The 19,642-nt window shown below is 62.2% G+C and carries 19 protein-coding genes; 1 reads left to right on the forward strand and 18 read right to left on the reverse strand.

What is annotated here, in order from left to right; all coding sequences use genetic code 11:
* Window positions 1-160: 160 nt before the first annotated feature.
* On the reverse strand, window positions 161-802 hold the full coding sequence (locus tag BWR02_RS06860; protein ID WP_139557007.1) for a response regulator: 642 nt from the start codon (window positions 800-802) through the stop codon (window positions 161-163).
* Between the two features lie 223 nt (window positions 803-1,025).
* A complete protein-coding gene (locus BWR02_RS06865; protein WP_162560056.1) occupies window positions 1,026-2,405 on the reverse strand; it encodes a transglycosylase SLT domain-containing protein in 1,380 nt (459 codons plus the stop codon).
* A 409-nt stretch (window positions 2,406-2,814) separates the two neighbouring features.
* Between BWR02_RS06865 and BWR02_RS06870 the strand changes: the two genes are divergently transcribed.
* A complete protein-coding gene (locus tag BWR02_RS06870; RefSeq protein WP_139557009.1) occupies window positions 2,815-5,451 on the forward strand; it encodes a tetratricopeptide repeat-containing protein in 2,637 nt (878 codons plus the stop codon).
* Window positions 5,452-5,454: 3 nt separating this feature from the next.
* On the opposite strand, the gene BWR02_RS06875 is transcribed toward BWR02_RS06870, so the two are convergent.
* The 16 genes from BWR02_RS06875 to pheA form a co-directional block, all read right to left on the reverse strand.
* Entirely contained in the window at window positions 5,455-5,904 is a 450-nt protein-coding gene (locus tag BWR02_RS06875; RefSeq protein ID WP_139557010.1) for a YqaA family protein, read from the reverse strand.
* A complete protein-coding gene (gene kdsB / locus BWR02_RS06880; protein WP_139557011.1) occupies window positions 5,888-6,703 on the reverse strand; it encodes a 3-deoxy-manno-octulosonate cytidylyltransferase in 816 nt (271 codons plus the stop codon). The genes BWR02_RS06875 and kdsB overlap by 17 nt, the downstream gene beginning before the upstream one ends.
* Window positions 6,700-6,918 carry a Trm112 family protein gene (locus BWR02_RS06885; RefSeq protein ID WP_139557012.1) on the reverse strand — a complete coding sequence of 73 codons (219 nt, stop codon included), beginning with the start codon at window positions 6,916-6,918 and terminating at the stop codon, window positions 6,700-6,702. Before BWR02_RS06885 ends, kdsB begins: the two co-directional genes overlap by 4 nt.
* Window positions 6,911-7,918, reverse strand: coding sequence for a tetraacyldisaccharide 4'-kinase (gene lpxK / locus BWR02_RS06890; RefSeq protein ID WP_139557013.1), 1,008 nt, complete (start codon window positions 7,916-7,918; stop codon window positions 6,911-6,913). Before lpxK ends, BWR02_RS06885 begins: the two co-directional genes overlap by 8 nt.
* A 21-nt stretch (window positions 7,919-7,939) precedes the next feature.
* Complete coding sequence (locus BWR02_RS06895; RefSeq protein WP_139557014.1) at window positions 7,940-8,386, reverse strand: ExbD/TolR family protein; 447 nt, start codon at window positions 8,384-8,386, stop codon at window positions 7,940-7,942.
* Window positions 8,387-8,396: 10 nt separating this feature from the next.
* Window positions 8,397-9,026, reverse strand: a complete 630-nt coding sequence (locus BWR02_RS06900) for a MotA/TolQ/ExbB proton channel family protein (RefSeq protein WP_236102002.1) — start codon at window positions 9,024-9,026, stop codon at window positions 8,397-8,399.
* A gap of 154 nt (window positions 9,027-9,180) precedes the next feature.
* A complete protein-coding gene (locus BWR02_RS06905; RefSeq protein ID WP_139557015.1) occupies window positions 9,181-9,831 on the reverse strand; it encodes a transglycosylase SLT domain-containing protein in 651 nt (216 codons plus the stop codon).
* Window positions 9,832-10,206: 375 nt separating this feature from the next.
* Entirely contained in the window at window positions 10,207-10,509 is a 303-nt protein-coding gene (locus BWR02_RS06910; protein ID WP_201276187.1) for a ComEA family DNA-binding protein, read from the reverse strand.
* A gap of 296 nt (window positions 10,510-10,805) precedes the next feature.
* Window positions 10,806-11,966, reverse strand: coding sequence for a hypothetical protein (locus BWR02_RS06915; protein ID WP_139557017.1), 1,161 nt, complete (start codon window positions 11,964-11,966; stop codon window positions 10,806-10,808).
* Between the two features lie 409 nt (window positions 11,967-12,375).
* A complete protein-coding gene (locus BWR02_RS06920) occupies window positions 12,376-12,714 on the reverse strand; it encodes an integration host factor subunit beta (protein ID WP_498921904.1) in 339 nt (112 codons plus the stop codon).
* A gap of 5 nt (window positions 12,715-12,719) precedes the next feature.
* On the reverse strand, window positions 12,720-14,390 hold the full coding sequence (gene rpsA, locus BWR02_RS06925; protein WP_139557018.1) for a 30S ribosomal protein S1: 1,671 nt from the start codon (window positions 14,388-14,390) through the stop codon (window positions 12,720-12,722).
* Between the two features lie 128 nt (window positions 14,391-14,518).
* Window positions 14,519-15,187, reverse strand: coding sequence for a (d)CMP kinase (cmk, locus tag BWR02_RS06930; protein WP_139557019.1), 669 nt, complete (start codon window positions 15,185-15,187; stop codon window positions 14,519-14,521).
* On the reverse strand, window positions 15,184-16,512 hold the full coding sequence (aroA, locus tag BWR02_RS06935; protein ID WP_139557020.1) for a 3-phosphoshikimate 1-carboxyvinyltransferase: 1,329 nt from the start codon (window positions 16,510-16,512) through the stop codon (window positions 15,184-15,186). Before aroA ends, cmk begins: the two co-directional genes overlap by 4 nt.
* A 4-nt stretch (window positions 16,513-16,516) precedes the next feature.
* Complete coding sequence (locus tag BWR02_RS06940) at window positions 16,517-17,383, reverse strand: prephenate dehydrogenase (RefSeq protein ID WP_139557021.1); 867 nt, start codon at window positions 17,381-17,383, stop codon at window positions 16,517-16,519.
* A complete protein-coding gene (gene hisC, locus BWR02_RS06945; RefSeq protein ID WP_139557022.1) occupies window positions 17,380-18,510 on the reverse strand; it encodes a histidinol-phosphate transaminase in 1,131 nt (376 codons plus the stop codon). The genes BWR02_RS06940 and hisC overlap by 4 nt, the downstream gene beginning before the upstream one ends.
* A 40-nt stretch (window positions 18,511-18,550) precedes the next feature.
* Window positions 18,551-19,633 carry a prephenate dehydratase gene (gene pheA, locus BWR02_RS06950; RefSeq protein WP_139557023.1) on the reverse strand — a complete coding sequence of 361 codons (1,083 nt, stop codon included), beginning with the start codon at window positions 19,631-19,633 and terminating at the stop codon, window positions 18,551-18,553.
* Window positions 19,634-19,642 lie beyond the last annotated feature (9 nt).

Genomic DNA, 19,642 nt, shown 5'->3' on the forward strand with positions numbered 1-19,642 from the left:
ACGCTTCATTCACAGAAACCGCGAGCGTGGGGGGGCATTGTTCCGGGCGCTTTGCTCTCGATCTGCTAGCCAAGCGCAACACGCACCACCGCCCCGGAGAAAGACTGGTCGGTTGTGGTAAAGACCGCACGCCCGGCCCAACTGGCCGACAGCCCCACGTTTAGCGGACTTGATCTCCGGGGAGAATGCGGAACATTACAGCGTAGCGCACGACATCCGCCAGGCAGTGCAGGTCCAGCTTGCGCATCAGGCGATTGCGGTAGGTATCGACAGTCCTCGGGCTCAGCCCCATCCGCCGCGCAATTTCCTTGCTGCTGTGGCCTTGCGCGATCATGCCGATCACGTCGCGCTCCCGCGGCGAGAGAGCCATTGCCGGATGACCGGTACGCTCCATTGCTCGCAGTTTGGCGCGGAGAGAACTTGTCAGGAAAGTGCCTCCGGCGGCCACGGTCTTGACCGCCAGCAACAGATCTTCGAAAGAGTTCTCCTTGAGCACGTACCCTGCCACGCCTGCCTCTTCGGCTTCGAGAGCGGCAGAGGGGTCGTCGTGCATCGTCAGGAGAACGATGCGGGTATCAAGCTTGGCTGCCTCGACTCGGCGTGCGACATCGAGTCCAGTGATATCCGGCATGCTGACGTCGAGTATGGCGACGTCTGGCTTCAGCGATTCGATCAGATTCCAGGCATCTGCGCCATTGGCCGCCTGGGCGACAAGCGCGATACTGCTCTCGCCCTCGAGCAAAGGCACCAGACCCTGCCTGAAGATGGCATGATCGTCGGCGACGATCACAGTGATCGACATGTTCCTTTCCCCCTCGGCTCCGCAGGACTGATCGGCCATTGCAACTTGCCCCTCGTCGCGATCGGGCGAGTTTTCCGGGGCTTCTTGTTTCGGATTTGGGCTCGCTGGGAGCCGGCATGAACATTAAGCAGGGAGGCCCGGCTCGTCGGCGCCTTTCGTGCCGAGTGGTCAGCCCGGTTCAGCAATAAGGGATTGAGGAGCCAGAAGCCGGGCCTGTCGAAAACTACACGGGAAACACCAGCAATTCCTGACCAGGAGTCAGCGCGGTGTCGGTCGTCAAGCCATTCCACTCCGCCAGCTTGATCGGGGGCACTCCGTGCTTCTTTGCGAGACGAGCCAGCGTATCGCCTTTCTTCACGACGATGGTCTTCGTGCCCACAAATTTCGCACCGGGCACGTGGGCCGCCACCAGCTGAGCGTTGTCGCTCGGCAGTAATATGGTGTAGGCCTGCTTGGGCGGCTCGACGTCGGGTTTGAAAGCCGGGTTCATGCGGAAAAACGCTTCGGGCGGCAATCCTGAGGCAGCTACGGCATCGGCCAGACGCACCTGCGCGCCGAGCTCAACGGAAGCCAGTTCGGTGGTGTTTGCCTGCTTGCGGGCCGGTGTGCTGATGGTGGCCGGATCCCCGATCAGCCGGGCCAGCGCAACGATCTTCGGTACGTAGGCCTGAGTTTCGGCGGGCAGGTGCAAATCCCAGAAGCTCGTGCCCTTGCCGGCTTTGGCATTGGCGAGGATCGCGCGCTGAACAGCGCCCTCCCCGCAGTTGTAGGCTGCCAGAGCCATGAGCCAGTCGCCCTTGAACAAGCCGATCAGATGCTTGAAGTAACTGAGCGCGGCTCTTGTCGAGGCGTGGACATCGTAGCGCCCATCGTATTCCTCGGACACGGTCAGACCATGTTGGACGCCGGTACTGGGAATGATCTGCCAGAGTCCCGCCGCCGCCTTCGGCGAGACGGCGGTGGGTTCAAAGCCACTTTCTACCATTGGCACGATGACCAGATCGAGCGGCAGGCCTTTGCGACCGATTTCGCCCACGATATGGTTCAGGAATGGCTCCGCTTTACGGGTCAGGTAGGTTACGCGTCCGGGGTGTTTCCGGAACTCCTCGATCTGAGACTGAACGCGATCATGCTCGACCGAGGTCAGGATCAGGTTGCTCCGGATGTGCGACCAGAGCCCCTCCCGGTTTACCTTGCCTATGGTTCGAAGCGGTTTGCCAGTCCAGGGTTTCGGGCCGGCGATGGGGCCGGAATCGGCGAGTTCCAAAGGTTCCGTGTGGCCCCTGCCCTTCTGCATTCGAAGACGTTCGATCAACTTGCCCTTGGCAAGGATGCGATTCTTGTCGACCCTTCGACGCTTTCCCTTGCCATCCTCGAGGCCCTGGGCGCGGGCCAGTTCGGCCGCTTCCATGGCCGTTTGCACCTTCTCGCGCTCGGCCTTCTCCTGCTCGGCCAGCTTGGCCCGTCGCGAAATGATTTCTTCGATGATCAGGTAATCGGATGGCGGGAGATCGCCTGCCCCGACGGAGCCACTGCCGCCGTCGAAAGCACCGACATCCGCGTTGACGGTCGCGGCCTCGCCGGCACGCGAGTAAAAGATCAACTTGCGGGGCGTGCTGGCAACGCTGGGTTGTGCTGGACCGGTGGGTGCCTGGTGGGCACATGCGCCCAGGAGGGCGGGAAGGGTCAGTGAAGTGATAAGGCTCTTGACGTTCGTCCGAGATTCCGTGGCCGCAACCCAGGTCCGTTGGAACATGCGAGCCGTCTTTTTGATTCTTCTACGCATTCGGGGATGAGCCTCCGATCAGGTCGCCGCGCTAAGTCTGCCGTAGGTTAAGCCTTATGGCAAGCCAATTTCATTCCCGGAGAATGACTTGCACCCGCATTCCGCGGGCTGGACGCACCCGCTCAAGTGACCTATTGTGGGCGCGCGGCCGGAAGCCGCAATCGCCAGGCGCGGGCTCCGCCCGCCCTGTCCCGGACAGTGAGATAACTACGCAATAGGGGGCACCATGAACGACCTTGTCGAAACCGCGCGGCGGCTGATCGCGGGAACCGTGCCATGGCCCGAACGCGAGTCGCTTCAGGAACTCATCGCAGACTTGTTGCGCGGGCTCCATTTTGGGATCGCCCGGGAATTGCTCGCGCGTGCCCGCGAGCGCGACACCTCTGACCGCTGGTTGACGCAGCAATTGGCACTCGCCACCTATAAGGATGAGTCTCTGGTGCCGCGGGTCCGGTTCGACCGCGCGCTGGAATTGTTGCAGGAAATCGGTCTGCGCGATCCGGAAACCCGCGACTCGGAGACGCTTGCGATGGGCGGCGCCGTGCTGAAGCGTCTGTGGGAGTTTGGCGGGCAAGTCGAGCACCTCCAGGAAGCCATCGCCTTCTACCGTGCCGCCTATGAGCGGAATCCCCGACAGGACATGGGCTATGGCGGCACCAATGCGGCTTTCCTGTTGGATCTCCTCGCTGCCCAGGCGGAAACCATCGCGCAGCGAAGTGGTTCGAGCGAAAGCGCCGAGGCCCTGCGGCTGCGAGACGATGCCCAGTCATTGCGCGTTCCTATCCTCTCGGATCTCGTGGCGGCATTGGAGGAAAGTCCCGGCCTGGCAGAACAGTACTGGTTCCTGGCGACGTTGGCAGAAGTCTGTTTCGGTCTCGGGGAATACCCGGAGGCGGGAGCCTGGCTGCGTCGTTTACGGGAGTGCTTCGAAGCCGAAGGCAGTCGTGCCAGCGAATGGAAACTCCAGACGACCTTTCGCCAGTTGGTCATGTTGGCGCGCTATCAGGGTATCGCGTTCCCGCGCGAGGGCAGTACTTTCAACAGCTGGCACCCGGCGTGGCAGGCGCTACATGCCCTGCTCGGCGCCGATACGGCAGCCGCACTCACCTGTTACCGTGGCAAGGTCGGGCTCGCCTTGTCGGGTGGCGGATTCCGTGCATCGCTGTTTCATCTGGGAGTTCTCGCCCGTCTCGCGGAGGTGGATGCGCTGCGCGGCGTGGAAGTTCTGTCGACGGTATCCGGAGGCAGCATCGTCGGAACGCACTACTATCTGGAACTTCAGCGCTTGCTCGAGGACCGGGCCGACAGCGACCTGACACGTCAGGACTACATCGACCTGATCAGACGTCTTCAGGAAAACTTCCTGAAGGGGGTGCAGCGAAATCTCCGGGTCAGGGTTTTTGATGACCTTAAGGCCAACATCCGGCTGCTCTTGTCGACGGCCTACACCCGCAGTATGCGGCTTGGAGAGCTCTACGAATCTGAGCTGTATTCACAAGTGCGGGATGCAAAGGGAGATGCGCCGCGTTCCATGCCCCAAATCCTGGTACGGCCGCGAGCGCCGGACGGGACGCAAGTCGCCGACTTCAATCCCCGTTTCCACAACTGGCGCCGGCGCAGCAAGGTGCCGATGCTGCTCATCAACACGACCTCACTTAACTCGGGCCACAACTGGTTCTTTACCGGCAGCTGGATGGGTGAGCCGCCCGGGCTGATCGGCGGCGAAGCGGACGTCAACGAACGCTACCGCCGCCTCTACTATCACCAGGCGCCGACCAAAGAACTGCGCAACTTCCGGGTTGGCTACGCCGTTGCCGCCTCTTCATGCGTGCCCGGAATGTTCGAGCCGCTCGTGCTGCAGGACCTCTACCCAGACCGAGCGGTCAGGCTCGTCGATGGCGGAGTCCATGACAACCAGGGGGTAGCTGGGTTATTGGATGAGGGCTGTACGCTCATTCTCTGCAGTGACGCCTCAGGGCAAATGGCCGACGTGGCGCGCCCAGCCAGTGATCCCGCCCAGGTGCTGCTGAGGGTAACGGGTGTGCTGCAGGATCGGGTGCGCGAGGCGCAATACCAGGATCTGCGCGGCCGGCTCGAGGGGCGCGCGTTGAGCGGGGTATTCTTCATCCATGCCAAGAAGGAACTGGAAACTCATCCGCTGGACTGGATTGGCTGCGATGAGCCGTGGGAAATGCGGCCAGACCCGCCGCAGCCCTGTACGTCCTACGGAGTCGACAAGACTCTGCAGCGGAAGTTGTCGGAACTGCGGACCGATCTGGATGCGTTCTCCGATGTCGAAGCCTATGCGTTGATGGCCAGCGGCTACCTGATGGCGCGGCGGGAGTTGGACGTCCTGCAACAGCGCCACCTCCGGGATGGCCGCCCTGGCAGTTGGGGGGATTATGATCTCGAGGCCGCCAGCCTGACGGACTGGCCCTTCTCACCGCTGATCCCGGTACTGGGATTGCCCGAAGGTGCGTCGGCTGCGAGGACGGATCTGGAATTGCAGCTCGACATCGGTTCTTCTCTGTTTCTGAAGGTCTGGAAGAGCATCCCAGAATTCCATCGCGCCCTGACGTACGGACTGGGCGCTGTCGCGCTGTTGTTGATCGTGTTCCTGGTCGTGAATTGGGATGTCACGCTGTTGACCTGGGGCGGGCTGGCAATGCTGCTCGCGGGCGGTCTGGCCGCAGCCTATGTTCCGCTGCTGCGCTGGTTCAACCCCACGGCAGAAACACGGAGCTTTCTGACCAAGCTCGCGATGGCAACCGTGGGTTACGCATGGGCCAAGATCCACCTGCGCTATGTCGCTCCGCACTTCCTGGCGCGCGGTCGACTGTCGCGCCTGCTCGGGCTGGACTGAACGTTACAGTGCGCTCGCGACGGTGTGCGAAGCCCAGAGAATGGCGGCATAGCGAAAGGCCTTGCCCAGAGCGATCGCCAGCAGGGATTGCCAGAACGGAAGGCGCATCCAACCGGCAGCAAAGCAGAATCCGTCGCCGATGATCGGCAGCCAGGAAAACAGCAGCAGTGGCCACCCCCAGCGTCGCAGATGCGTCACGGCGCTGGCGCGCCCAGTGGACAGTACGGCATCTGGACCGTACCGGCGCGCCACGAAGCGCCCGAGGAACCATGTGGTCAGTGCGCCGAGGGTATTGCCGAGCGTGGCGGTACCGAGCAATTGCCCGTCGCTGAACTGGCTCAGCCCCGCCAGATAAGCGAGGACGGCTTCGGACCCGCCCGGCGCGAGCGTCGATGATACGAATGCGCTGATGAAAAGGCCGGTCAAGCCGAACGTTTCAGCCCACTGGGTCATGGTTTTCGCCGCGCTCGGAGCTCGCAGCTCTATCCGCCAAAACGGCTTCGACGCGCTTCAGGTCTTCTTCAGTATCGACGCCTGCCACCGGGGCTTGATCCACCCTCAGCACGCGAATCCGCTCACCGTGCCACAAGATGCGCAGCTGCTCCAGGCACTCGACATCCTCCAGCGGCGAGCGTGCCCACGCGGCGTAACGTCGTAGGAAGCCGGCAGTGTAGGCATACATGCCGATGTGTCGGAGATGCTTGAAGCCGCTGTTGACCTGCCGGGGTTGTTTGGTGAATCCCTCGCGATCCCAGGGGACCGGTGCCCGGCTGAAGTAAAGGGCGTGGTCCGCGCAATCGACGACGACCTTGACCGCATTGGGATTGAATATCTCGGACGGATCATCGATTGCGGTGGCGAGTGTGGCGACAGCAGTCGGTGTCGGGGGCAACAAGGCCTCGGCCAAAATGCGGATCAGGGCGGGATCCACCAGCGGCTCATCGCCCTGCAGGTTCACGATCCGTTCCTCGGCATCCCATGCCAGGCGCTCGGCGACTTCGGCCAGACGCTCGGTGCCACTAGAATGCCGAGGGCTGGTCAGCACGGTCGTGACGCGCAGTGGCGCGATCGCCTCCCCGATCGAACGATCGTCCGCTGCAACGATGACTTCCGCAGCGCCTGCAGCGATTGCGCGTTCGCAGACGTGGACGATCATCGGCTTCCCGGCGATAGGGATGAGCACCTTTCCGGGCAGGCGGGACGATCCCAGCCGGGCGGGGATCACAATCTTGAACGGTGCGGGTGAGTTCACGGCACGATGGGCCCGCCATGCGCCTTCGGGTGCAAGGCGTCGTACTCCTCAAGGCTTATCCGTCGGGCCTCGTTTTCGAGCATCACCGGGATGTCATCGCGGATCGGGAACGCCAGGCGGTCGAATTTGCAGATCAGTTCCTGCTCCTCGCGTTGGTAAACCAGTTCGCCCTTGCACAGGGGGCAAACCAATATTTCCAGCAATCGCTTATCCATGGGGTGTGTTTCTCAATCGTTGTAGTAAGTCGCGACCGAACGCGGGCTCGACATCAGCTTGGACCGGAACGTACCACAATTTCTCATCTGAGAAGCTCCGGCATTTCACGGCATCCTTCTCGGTCATCAGCACCGGTTTATCGTCAGGGAATGTGACATCCTCGGACCGGTAGGCGTGATGGTCGGGAAAATCGACGGGCTCCACCGAGATGCCCAATCCGGCCAGATGCCGGAAAAACCGCTGTGGATAGCCGATTCCGGCCATCGCTCGCACCGGCGTTCCGACAAAATGCGTCAACGGAACGGTGCGGCCGGTCGACAGGTTTATCGCCGTGCCACCTTGCACGGTCATCCCGTATTCGCCGGTGAGGACCTCACCATCCCGGCGCACGACGAAATCGACCGAACGGGCCCGGGCGACGGGTTCGCGCAGTGGTCCGCCGGGCAGACACCACCCGTTGCCGAAGCGCCGTTCGCCGTCGACCAGCAGTATCTCCACATCTCGCCCCAGACGATAATGTTGCAGTCCGTCGTCGGCTACCAGGATGTCGCAAGCGGTTTCGGTCAGCAGCGCTTGGGCCGCAAGCAAGCGATCCCGTGCGACCATCACCGGGGCGCCGGTTCTCTGGGCGATCAACACCGGCTCGTCACCGCATGCCGCGGCGTCGGTATCCGGTTGCACGCGCAGGGGTTCTGTCCGCCCTGGTTGTCCGCCGTAACCCCGACTGACGATACCCGGCGAATAGCCGGCGTTCAGCAGGAATTCCACCAGCCATATCGTCAGCGGGGTCTTTCCGGTACCCCCTACCGTTAGATTGCCGACGACGATGACCGGCACCGGTAACCGCCCAACGGATCCCAAGCCCCGTCCATATGCCCAGCGGCGTAGGCGCGCAGCAGCGCAAAAGAGCAGGCTCGGGGCAACCAGAAGGGGGTTGACCGAACTGCGGCGATACCATTGATGTTCGAGCCACCGCCCAAGTCTTTCCTGCCGGGTCATCGAGCGCCCACGACCCCGGCATCAGCGTGCATCGGGACCCCTCGGCGCGGGTCCTGGAGACGTCCCGTTAGACTCCAGCACAAAGCTGATTTGCCCGAGACCGACTTGGCTGGCGGCATCGAGTACCCGCATGACCGACTCGTGTGGCGTCTGGCGGTCCGCGCGAACGACCACCGCGGTTCGGTCCCCGGAAGCCGCGCTCGCCAGCAGCGCTTTTAGCGTACTCATTTCCGGATCCTTTGCCGCAACCCCGTCGACCTCCACCCGCCCATCGCGATCGATCGTCACGCCGATTCCGGTGTTCTGTGTCGTCGCCGGTGTCGCAGATTGCGGGAGCCGAACCTTCAGACCCGTTTCCCGTCGGAACGTCGTCGTCAGCACCAGGAAGATCAACAGCACGATGAGTACGTCGATCATGGGGATCAGATTCAATTCGGGGTGGTCGGGCGTCCGCGCTCGAAAGTTCATGTTCAGTACCTCAGTTCGTACTGTCGGCATTGCCGCACTCGAGCGCGGCCAGCACATGCAGCACTTCGTCTTCCATACGCAGTGCCAACTCGTTGACGCGGCCGTGCAGGTAACGATGGAACATCAAACTGGGGATGGCGACAGCGAGACCGGCCGCGGTCGCGAAAAGAATCTCGGAGATCCCGCGCGCGAGAAGCGCCGGATCGTTCACTCCTTGCGCTGCCGAAAAGACGGAGAACACCTTGATCATGCCCAGAACACTGCCCAGCAGACCGAGATAGGGCGAAATCGCCGCGATCGTGCCGAGTGTGTTGAGATAGCGTTCCAGTCCGTGCACGACTTGTCGCCCGGCCTGCTCGACGCTCTCCCTTACCGCTTCGCGCCCGCGCTCGCGCTGAGCCAAGCCCTCTGCCAGGACTGCGCCGAGCGGAGAACTGCCGCGGATGACGCGCAGACTCACAGGATCGATGTGTTCGCTGCGGCACAGCGCGCGTACCTGCGGGATCAGGTCCGTCGGCATGACCCGCGAAGTGCGGAGCGTCCAGAGCCGCTCCAGGATGATGCCGACGGCAACCACGGAGCACAGCAAAAGCGGGCCCATCAGCCAGCCGCCGGTCTTGATGATGTCGAGAAGGTTCACTGGAGCGGCAAGGAAGCCAAAGCGCCGCAGTTTACCCTAAACCCCAGGTCCACGTACGGGCTGCGCGATAGGAACAGCCGGAAAGTCAGGCGGTTTTGGTCTGTGGTAGGGCGCGTGGCGTAAGACGGGAATATTACTTACGACCCGTGTTGCGCTAATTCATCCGCCGGTAATAGTCGAGCACTCGGGAAACATAATCCCGTGTTTCCTGAATCGGGGGAACCTTGTTGCCATGTCGCTTGACGGAGTTCTCTCCTGCGTTGTAAGCAGCGATTGCGAGACTCAGATCGTAAGGAAACATGTCGATCAGGTCGCTGAGGTAACGCGCCCCGCCTTCGATATTCTCGGCCGGATCCTGACGATCGCGGACTCCGTAACGCGCCGCTGTGCCCGGCATCAGCTGCATCAGGCCGACGGCGCCTTTATTCGACACGGCTCCGGGGTTATAGGACGATTCGGCACGAATCACCGCATGCAGTAGAGCCGGATCGAGGCGATACTTATTGGCAGCGGCGTCGATCAGGGGTGCGTACTGTACTCGATGGTTGATTAAATCCTGCGAGCGCAGCGTCCGTCCCGTTCGAAACGGAGCCAAGCCTTGGCCATAAAGGGGTCCGCTCCGTGTTGGTTTCGGTGGAGGCGGAACGGACGACTTGATGATTCGCCGATATCCGGCGTGACGAGGATTGTCGGTGTAGAAAACATGCCCCGTGCTGTCGACGAATTTATAGACATCAGCGACAGCATCGACGCTTAGCGTCGCGATGAGGGGCCCTGCCAAAGCCCAGATCAGAAATCTCCGCACGTGCCTTGATCCTCGTTATGTCGTTATCCTGGCGGCATCGCCCCGTTTTTATACGCAAGTCTGTGGCGTGCATCAAGTGTTTCGGCAGTGTGACCGGTCCTCGCTGCCATGCCCAGGCGTCCCTCAGGACTGTTGAGGGACGACGCCGGCAGTGCAGAGGAGACTGTTGCGCGCGGGCGGCAAGCGTGGGTGTCACAAGGTGCCGCCGCTGGCACTTTGCCCAGGTTGGGGGGGCAAGGGCCTGGCGAGGCAAAGGGCCAGAGAACGAAAACGGGGGGCTTCGAGTGAAACTGTGAGGCTTTGCGGCCGGATGCAAGCTGAAAAAGGGACGGAGCAGGTGCCGGTATGCACCTGCTCCGAGGAGTCGGAAAAAATCTATTTGGCGGGGGGCGCTCCGGCAACCTCGACCGGCTTCGCGCCGACGGTGAGATTATTGCGGTTCTTCTCGATCAGGGCTTGCTTGATACCCTTGACCCGAGACAAATCCTCGATTGAAGTGAACTTCCCGTTCTTCTCGCGTTCCTGCACGATGGCATCGGCTTTCGCCTTGCCCACTCCCACCATGGCTTGTGCCAACTGATCGGAGTTGGCCGAGTTGATATCGACGGCTTCAGCCAGTGCGAAGGACCAGGTAAAGGCTGCAACAGCGATGAATACAAACTTGAACAATGCGTTCATTGGATCTCTCCCGTAAAAGGGGTGAAGCAAAGGTCCTGGTGTTCTCGATACCGCCAATGCGCCCTTGGCTCCGCAGCAATGTTGCCCGGCCATCACCCTTCCCTCTTCATGGCCTGCGGCCTCGTGCCGCCGGACGATGGAGCTAAGCCATGCCTAGGATAATCACAGCCAAGTCGAGGAACACCGTGGAGTCGCGCCGGCATGAGGCCGACAGGGGCTAAGCGTAGACGTCAGCGCCCGGTCTTCAAGCTAACGACCGGTATCGGCAAACCTTATTGCCGAATATGTGACAGCGTTCACTCTGTCACGGGCTTTATCGTTTCCCAATATTGGCAGGAGGGACATCGCCAGTAGATCTCACTGGCAGTGAAACCGCATTGCGAACAGTTATAACGCCGTGTTCGGGGAGGCAGAAGCGAATGCAGTGCGAGCATGACACTTGGCAACGCGGCCAACTGTTCTTCCGTGCTGCTTTGCTTCATCAGGGCGAGGAGTCTTCGCGTTAGGGGCACGGATGGAGAGCTACTTATCGCCGAGAGCACGTAATCGGTAGCGGCGGCGACGCTCTTCTCCGCGGCCAACCGTTCACTCAGCAGGACAGCAGCCTCGCTGCATCCGCAATCCTTGTGGAGATGTGTCAGCCAAGCAATAAGGCCTTCCTCATCCTTCCGCGCAGCATGCAGCAGTATCCCAAGATCGAGGATTTCCGGCAGGAAGACTGGAGCATGGCGTTCCAGCATCGTCAGGATGGCGGTGAGTTCGGACCATTCCCTGCGTCCGGCCAGCAACCGGGCTCGCTGCAGCAGAGCGCGGGCACATTTCGGATCGTCGCGCAGGGCCGCTTCCGTGAGAGCGAGCGCGTCGTCGTCGCGGCCAGCGTCGTGCTCCTGCTGCGCCAACTCACAGTAGAACTGGGCAATGGTTTCACGGTGGAGCGGCTTCTGTGATCGCCTCAGTCTCTTCAGGCAGTCGATCGCCTTCTCCCACTCCCTCTCACGCTCGTAGATTCTCAGCAAGCTTTCTAGAGAGCATGTGCTGAAGTCAGGGCGGTCCTGAAGCGCGATGAAAATGCCCTCGGCACGGTCCAATAAGCCGGCGGCAGAGTAATCCGTACCGAGTTCCAGTTGAATGCGGGATCGGAAGGGTTCGGTTAGCCCGGCCTGGGAAAGTAGTGCTTCGTGCACTGCCAGCGCCTTGTCCACTTCGCCACGGCGCCGAAAGAAGTTGCCGATCGCGAGGCGCAATTCGCGGCCCTCTGTATCCGTGGCTGCCGTTTCGGACAGGAGATCCAGGGCTTCCTCGACCCGATCCTGCAGCATGTACTCCAGGCCGCGTGTATAGGAGGCGTTCAGTTCCCGGACGCGATGGAAGCGGCGGTCAGCGGCGTATTGGCGGCGCGCGATAAACCAACCTGAGGCCGCGGCAATGGGTAACAGGAGAGCGAGCAACTCTAACATGGGCCAGCCTGAGCGGTTTACACCAGGGACGGGAACGGCACCGTGCATAGGCGCGACGATTCGAGAACCGATCCAGCGGAACTACACAGGCGCGATAGCTGCGCTGGAGCGGCGCCACGGTAACGGTTCGGTCGAGCCAGGGATAGCCCGAATGCGTTTGTCGTTCGCGACCCCAACATCCAGCGAGCGGCGCTGTGATGCCGAAAAGGACGAAGGGAGGTGCCCAGGTTCCCTTATCCTGCCGCGGTTGTAAGGAACCTCGCACCCAGGAGCCGTGAGCGGGCTCCCGTCCGAGGACGGGAACCCGCTGCATTCAAGATTTGCGCTTGCGCAGGCTAGCTGCAAGAACCCACAGCCGATATCAAGCCAATATCGCAAGAAGTCCTGTTTGGGCCGGAAAGAACGTCAGTCAGTGCTTATCCACCCGATCGCGGAGTTCTTTCCCGGGACGGAAGTGGGGTACGTATTTGGATTCGAGCGGTACAGACTCACCCGTCTTTGGATTGCGTCCGAGCCGCGGCGGTCGATAGTGCAGGGAAAAGCTGCCGAAGCCTCGAATCTCGATGCGCCGGCCCCCTGATAGGGCATCGCTCATGTATTCGATCAGCACTTTGACTGCCGACTCGATGTCGCGGGGCGGCAAATGACTGAAACGAGCGGCCAATGACTCGATAAGTTCGGATTTGGTCACTGTCATCTGGAGCAGAATCTGTGGGAACCCCGGGGTTACCCCGGGGTTGGCGTGGATCGAGACTACTTATTCTCCATCTGTTCCTTGAAGATGTCGCCGAGGGTTGGGGTCCCGGCGGAGGCTGCCTGAGTGTAATCCTTGAGTGCAGCCGATTCTTCGTCGTGGTCTTTGGCCTTGATCGACAGCGAGATGTTCTTGCTCTTCTTGTCGACGCCGATGAACTTCGCCTCGACCTCTTCGCCGACGCTCAGCAGGCTGCGCGCGTCTTCGACTCGGTCGCGTTGAATTTCGGAGGCCCGGAGATAGCCCTCCACGTTGTCGCCCAGCGTGATGACAGCCCCTTTGGCGTCCACTTCCTTGACCACGCCCCGAACGATGGCGCCCTTTTCGTGGGCTCCGATGAAGTTCTGGAAGGGGTCCTGCTCGAGCTGCTTGATACCCAGGGAGATGCGTTCACGTTCCGGGTCGATCGCCAGCACGACGGTTTCGACTTCGTCGCCCTTCTTGAAGTTGCGGATCGCTTCTTCGCCGGTAGTGCTCCAGGAGATGTCCGACAAATGGACCAGTCCGTCGATGCCGCCGTCCAGACCGATGAAGATGCCGAAGTCCGTAATCGACTTGATGCTGCCGGAGATCTTGTCGCCCTTCTTGTGCAAGGCCGAGAACTCTTCCCACGGATTCGCCCGGCATTGCTTCATGCCCAGCGAGATGCGTCGACGGTCCTCGTCGATATCGAGCACCATGACTTCGACCTCGTCGCCGAGCTGCACGAGCTTGCCCGGGTTGACGTTCTTGTTGGTCCAGTCCATTTCGGAGACGTGGACCAGACCCTCGACGCCTTCCTCGAGCTCGACGAAGCAGCCGTAGTCGGTCAGGTTGCTGACCTTGCCGAAGAGGCGCGAGCCGGACGGATAACGGCGAGCGATATTGACCCACGGATCCTCGCCCAGTTGCTTCAGGCCCAGCGATACGCGGTTCTTTTCCTGGTCGTACTTGAGAACCTTGACCTGGATCTCCTGGCCGATCTGCACACATTCCGACGGATGGCGAACGCGCTTCCACGCCATGTCCGTGATGTGCAGCAGGCCGTCGATGCCGCCCAGGTCGATGAAGGCACCATAATCGGTGAGGTTCTTGACGACACCGTTGATGATCGCTCCTTCCTTCAGGCTCTCGAGCAGGGCTTCCTTCTCGGCGCTGTACTCGGATTCGACGACGGCGCGGCGTGACAACACGACGTTGTTCCGCTTCTGATCGATCTTGATGACCTTGAATTCGAGATCGCGATTCTCGAGGAACGTCGTGTCGCGCACCGGGCGGACGTCGACCAGCGAACCCGGCAGGAACGCTCGGAGAGCGCCGACGGCGACGGTGAATCCGCCGCGAACCTTGCCGACGATGCGTCCGACGACGGTCTCGTTATCCTCGAAAGCCTGCTCCAGATCGGTCCAGGCCTTCATCTTTTTCGCTTTGTCGCGCGAAAGCAGCGTGGCGCCGAGGCCGTCCTCGATCATGTCCAGGGCGACTTCGACCTCATCGCCGATCTGAACCTCGAGCTCTCCGTCGGCGGCGAGGAACTGCCACCGGGGGATTACGCCCTCCGACTTCAGACCCGCGTTGACCACGACGACATCGGAACCGATGTCGACGACGGTGCCACGGACGATGCTGCCAGTGCGCATTTCAGCGCGGGCAAGGCTTTCTTCAAACAGTTGCGCAAAGCTTTCGGTCATAGATTCTTCCGCCCAATCAGCGACCGGGCGATACTCACTCAGTCGATCAGATTAAAAAAACCCCGCCCGTCGTCAGCACGAAGGCGAGCCCAAAGTCTGTCCTATACGGTCTGCCGGGTGCGCGGCGGTCAGAGGACGCCAACCACCGCGAGGCAGCGTGCGATCACTTCATCGATACCCAGATCGGATGAATCGATCACCAGCGCCCCGTCCGCGATACGCAATGGCGCTTCGGCCCGTGTGCGATCGCGCTCGTCCCTTTCTTCGATGTCCTTGGTTAAGCGCGCAAGGGTAACATCCACACCCTTCTCTTTCAACTGCTTGTGGCGACGCTGTGCCCGGACTGCCGCACTGGCGGTCAGGAACACCTTGAATTCCGCGTCCGGGAAGACCACCGTACCCATGTCCCGGCCATCGGCAACCAGCCCCGGCAACTGTCGAAAGTCCCGTTGCTTCTGCAACAACGCCTGGCGAACCGGCTTAAGTGCGGCGACCGCCGAGGCCATCGCCCCGCAGCTCTCGGTGGGGATCCGGTCCGTGACGTCGATCTGGTCCAGCCAGACGCTTGGGGGCTCGCCTGATGAAAAGCGCAGATCCATGCGACCCGCCAGTCTGGCCACGGCGTCCTGGTCATCCAGCGAGAGGCCGTCGCGTTCGACCGCCAAACCCAAGGCGCGATAGATGGCACCGCTATCGAGGAAGTTCCAGCCGAGGCGGCGGGCCACGGCCCGGCTGACCGTCCCCTTTCCGGAGCCGCTGGGGCCATCGATCGCCAGTACCGGAACGACGTGACTCATGGTGCCGTCTCGTCTGCAGCGGTGATGGCCAGCCCAAGGCCGGCCGCCAAGTCGACGAAGCCCGGGAATGAGGTGGCGACATTACGGCAATCACGCACGACGACCTCCCCCTGTGCCCGCAACGCACTGATCGCGAATGACATGGCAATACGGTGATCCCCATGGGAGACGATCGCGCCTCCCCCGAGCTGTCCGCCGCGTATGCGGATGCCATCCGGCGTTGGATTGGCTTCGATACCCAGCGCCGACAGGCCGTCCGCCATGACCTGGATCCGGTCGCTTTCCTTGACACGCAGTTCCTCGGCGCCCGTCAGGACGGTCTCGCCCTCCGCACAGGCCGCTGCGACGAACAGGGCCGGGAACTCGTCGATGCTCAGCGGAACGAGGTGTTCGGGAATCACGATCCCGTGCAGGGGGCGGGATCGTACCCGGATGTCGGCGACCGGTTCTCCGCCGATGATCCGTGCATTCAGCACTTCCAGTTCGGCTCCCATCAGGCGCAGGATGTCGATCACACCGGTGCGCGTCGGGTTCATGCCCACATGTCTCAGCAACACGTCCGAGCCCGGTGCGATGGAGGCGCCGACCAGGAAGAAGGCGGCGGACGAGATGTCGCTGGGAACGTCGATCTGCGTGCCGCGCAGGCTACCGCCACTGGACAGGGCGATCCAGTCGCCGTCGCGCCGCCACGGATAGCCGAAGCCCGTCAACATGCGCTCGGTATGGTCCCGGGTAGGCGCTGGTTCACGCACACGGGTTTCGCCGTCGGCATAGAGTCCGGCCAGCAACAGGCAGGACTTCACCTGCGCGCTCGCAACCGGCATGTCGTAGGCGATGCCGTGCAGCCGCTGGCCACCGTGGATGTGCAGCGGGGCCGTGCCGGCGTTTGTCGTATCGATGACCGCACCCATGGACTTGAGTGGCTCGGTTACCCTTTTCATTGGCCTGCGGTTCAGAGACTCGTCGCCGAACAGCACCGAATCGAACGCCTGGCCGGACAGCAGGCCGGAAAGGAGCCGCATGGAAGTGCCGGAGTTACCGAGATCGAGTGGTGCCTCCGACCCTGTCAGCCCGTGCAGGCCCACCCCGTGAATACGCACGTGACCAGCCTCCGGTCCCTCGATGCGGACGCCCATCTGGCGAAAGGCCTGGATAGTCGACAGGCAATCCTCGGCTGACAGAAAGCCGCTGACCTCGGTGACGCCCTCGGCAATCGCGCCCATCATGATGGAGCGATGAGAGACCGACTTGTCGCCGGGCACGCGGAGTTCGCCCTGAAGTTTTCCGCCCGGCTGTATCCGGAACGTTAAAGTGGAATGTGCCATGTGGTCAGTTGTCCATGCGTTCTAGTGATCGTTGTCGTGCTTCCCGGGCCGTCGACAGGAACTCGAAGAGGCGCGTCGCGTCGCGCTGTTCCAGGCAGTCCGCGAAATCGTTCAGCTCGGCGCCGAACGCCTGCAGCAGTGTCAGGATCTGCGTGGCGTTCGCCAGGCAGATGTCCAGCCACATTTCCGGATCGCTGGCAGCGATCCGGGTGAAATCGCGGAAGCCGCCGGCCGCATATTGAAATATCTCGGCCTGTTCATCCTTGCGTCCGAGCAAATGGACCAGCGTGAAGGCGAGCACATGCGGCAGATGGCTGGTAGCCGCCAGCACCTCGTCATGATGCGCCGGGTCCATCGCCGACACGCGCGCCCCGAGGGCGGTCCAGAAAGCCGTAACCCGCTCGCAGGCGAGGGTCGAAGTGGCCGGATCCGGCGTCAGGATCACGCGCTTGCCCGCGTACAGTTCTGCGTTTGCGGCACCAACGCCGCTACGTTCGGCGCCCGCGATGGGATGGGCCGGGACGAAATTCGGGGGCAGCGTGCCCAGCGCGGCACGGCAGGCATCGATGACACTCAGTTTGGTGCTGCCCACATCGGTATACACGGCGGTGTCGGACCAGAACGGCGCCAGTTCGCCGCAAACGCGACCAACCGCCCCGACCGGAACCGCAATGACGACGAAGTCGGCATCCTCGGCTGCGCTCACCGCGGCACTGCCCCGGTCGATGACGCCGAGCGTCGTGGCTTCGGCCAGATTCCGGGCGTCCCGGTCGACCCCGACGATTTCCCGGCAAAGACCGCGTTCACGCGCGGCGCGGGCGACCGATCCACCGATCAATCCGACGCCGATCACGCAGAGGCGGTCAATCATGAACCGAGAACCCGATCGAGTGCGTCGATAAAGAACTGGTTTTCGGCCTCGGTCCCGATCGTCACGCGCAAGTGGTTGGGAAGTCCGTAGTTGGCGATCGGCCGTACGATGACACCTCGTCGCAGCAAGGCCTCGTATACCGGACCGGCCGTGCGCTGCAAATCCATGGCGATGAAGTTGCCGATCGACGGAATGTACGGCAGGCGCCTTGCCCTGAACGCTTCCGTCAGTTGCTGCATACCTGCGCGGTTCAATGCAACGGAGCGCGCCAGATAATCGTCATCGGCCAGCGCGGCCTGCGCTGCGGCGAGCGCGACGGAATTGACATTGAAAGGTTGCCGAACCCGGTTCAGCAAATCGGCTATAGCGGGACTCGAAACGGCGTAGCCCACGCGCAGCCCGGCCAGCCCATAGGCCTTCGAGAAGGTGCGCGTGACAATCAGATTCGGGTAACGCGACAGGTTCGGCAGCACGCTGGTGTAGTCACGCGCCTGGGCGTATTCCACATAAGCCTCGTCGACGACCACGAGCACCTGCGGCGGTACGGCGGTAATGAAGCGTTCCAGCTCGACCGACGGGACATGAGTCCCGGTCGGGTTGTTCGGATTCGCGATGAACACGAGTTTGGTGCCGGGCTCGATGCTGGCAGCCATCTGCTCGAGATCGTGGCCGTAACGCGGTGCGCGGCGCCCGTCATGCGCCGGCGCGACAATTGCCGTCGCCCCGACCGCTTGCGTCACGATCGGATAGACCGCGAAGGCATGCTCGGAGAACACCACGCTGTCACCCGGCGCCAGAAAGCAGCGGGCAATCACTTCCAGCACATCGTTCGAGCCGTTGCCCAGCGTGATCTGCTCGCGCGCCACGCCGTTGTGGTGGGCCAGCGCAGTTTTCAGTTCATGTCCGCTGCCATCCGGGTAGAGATGGCTGTCGAGCAAGGCACGCTGCGCCGCTTCGAGGGCCTTGGCACCGGGGCCGAGCGGGTTCTCGTTGGACGCCAGCTTGACGATCTGCTGCAAACCGAGTTCTCGCTGCAGTTCGCCGATCGGCTTGCCCGGCTGATAGGGCGTCAGCGCACGGACACCCGGCGCAGCCAGTCGTTCGGGAATCAGGGGCTCACAAGCCATAAGGACGCTCGACAGGAAAAAGGGTCGTCGGTGAATCGGCTCAGACGGCGCGCGGATAGGAACCAAGCACCTTCAGCATCGTGATGCTGGGCTCCAGCGCCTGTAGTGCGCTGCTCAGGGCCGGATCTTCCCGGTGCCCCTCGACGTCGATAAAGAACACGTAGTCCCACAGACCGCGACGCGAGGGGCGCGATTCGATCTTGGTCATGCTCAGGCCGAAGTGGGCGAAAGGCTCCAGCATCGCGTAGAGCGCCCCGGGATGATTGCGCGTCGACAACAGGAGCGATGTCCGGTCGGAGCCGGTACGTCCGACCGGGTTCCGACCGATGACGAGAAACCGTGTGGTGTTGTCCGGCTCGTCTTCGATGTTCCGTTCGAGGATTTCGAGTCCATAGATCGGTGCCGCCACCTCACCCGCAATCGCCGCGGTATCGGGGGTGCTGGAAGCCATCCGCGCGGCTTCGCTGTTGCTGCTGACGGCGGTGCGCCGGACCTCAGGCAGGCGCCGGTCCAGCCATTCGCGGCACTGGGCCAGCGACTGCTGATGTGAGAACACCTCGCGGACCTCCTTGAGGCTGCCCGCCGAGCTCATCAAATTATGGTGAATACGCAGCAGTACCTCGCCCGTGATCACCAGCGACGATTTCAGGAAGCTGTCCAGAGTATGCGTGATCACGCCTTCCGTGGAATTCTCCACCGGCACGACGCCGTACTGGCAGTCACCGCTTTCGACGGCCCGGAAGATCTCATCGATGGCCGGCAACGGCTCAGCCAGGATGGCATGCCCGAAGTGCTTGTAGGCCGCCTGCTGGGTGAATGTTCCCTCAGGTCCCAGGAAAGCGACCGACAAAGGCTTCTCCAAGGCCAGGCACTCTGACATCAGTTCCCGGAAGAAGCGCTTGACCGCGTCGTCGGACAGGGGGCCCCGGTTCTCCGCGGCGATGCGCCGGAGCACCTCGGCCTCCCGCTCGGGTCGATGAAAACACTCGGTCTCGCCGCTGGCCATCTTGGACTCGGCGACCTGCAGCGCGTAGCCCGCCCGCTCGTTGATCAGCGCGAGAATGCGCGCATCGACGGCATCGATCTGGGTGCGCAGTTCCAGAAGGCTACGGGGTTCCGACACGTGAGCAGC

Source organism: Methylotetracoccus oryzae (genome assembly GCF_006175985.1).
Lineage (GTDB): Bacteria > Pseudomonadota > Gammaproteobacteria > Methylococcales > Methylococcaceae > Methylotetracoccus > Methylotetracoccus oryzae.

What these genes read in the sequence shown, in the direction of transcription:
- BWR02_RS06885 (WP_139557012.1), bottom strand. Translation starts at nt 6,918, where the DNA reads ATGGATAAGCGATTGCTGGAAATATTGGTTTGCCCCCTGTGCAAGGGC.
- cmk (WP_139557019.1), bottom strand. Translation starts at nt 15,187, where the DNA reads ATGAGTCACGTCGTTCCGGTACTGGCGATCGATGGCCCCAGCGGCTCC.
- BWR02_RS06940 (WP_139557021.1), bottom strand. Translation starts at nt 17,383, where the DNA reads ATGATTGACCGCCTCTGCGTGATCGGCGTCGGATTGATCGGTGGATCG.
- lpxK (WP_139557013.1), bottom strand. Translation starts at nt 7,918, where the DNA reads ATGACCCGGCAGGAAAGACTTGGGCGGTGGCTCGAACATCAATGGTAT.
- rpsA (WP_139557018.1), bottom strand. Translation starts at nt 14,390, where the DNA reads ATGACCGAAAGCTTTGCGCAACTGTTTGAAGAAAGCCTTGCCCGCGCT.
- BWR02_RS06860 (WP_139557007.1), bottom strand. Translation starts at nt 802, where the DNA reads ATGTCGATCACTGTGATCGTCGCCGACGATCATGCCATCTTCAGGCAG.
- BWR02_RS06875 (WP_139557010.1), bottom strand. Translation starts at nt 5,904, where the DNA reads ATGACCCAGTGGGCTGAAACGTTCGGCTTGACCGGCCTTTTCATCAGC.
- BWR02_RS06910 (WP_201276187.1), bottom strand. Translation starts at nt 10,509, where the DNA reads ATGAACGCATTGTTCAAGTTTGTATTCATCGCTGTTGCAGCCTTTACC.
- BWR02_RS06915 (WP_139557017.1), bottom strand. Translation starts at nt 11,966, where the DNA reads ATGTTAGAGTTGCTCGCTCTCCTGTTACCCATTGCCGCGGCCTCAGGT.
- aroA (WP_139557020.1), bottom strand. Translation starts at nt 16,512, where the DNA reads ATGGCACATTCCACTTTAACGTTCCGGATACAGCCGGGCGGAAAACTT.
- BWR02_RS06870 (WP_139557009.1), top strand. Translation starts at nt 2,815, where the DNA reads ATGAACGACCTTGTCGAAACCGCGCGGCGGCTGATCGCGGGAACCGTG.
- hisC (WP_139557022.1), bottom strand. Translation starts at nt 18,510, where the DNA reads ATGGCTTGTGAGCCCCTGATTCCCGAACGACTGGCTGCGCCGGGTGTC.
- BWR02_RS06895 (WP_139557014.1), bottom strand. Translation starts at nt 8,386, where the DNA reads ATGAACTTTCGAGCGCGGACGCCCGACCACCCCGAATTGAATCTGATC.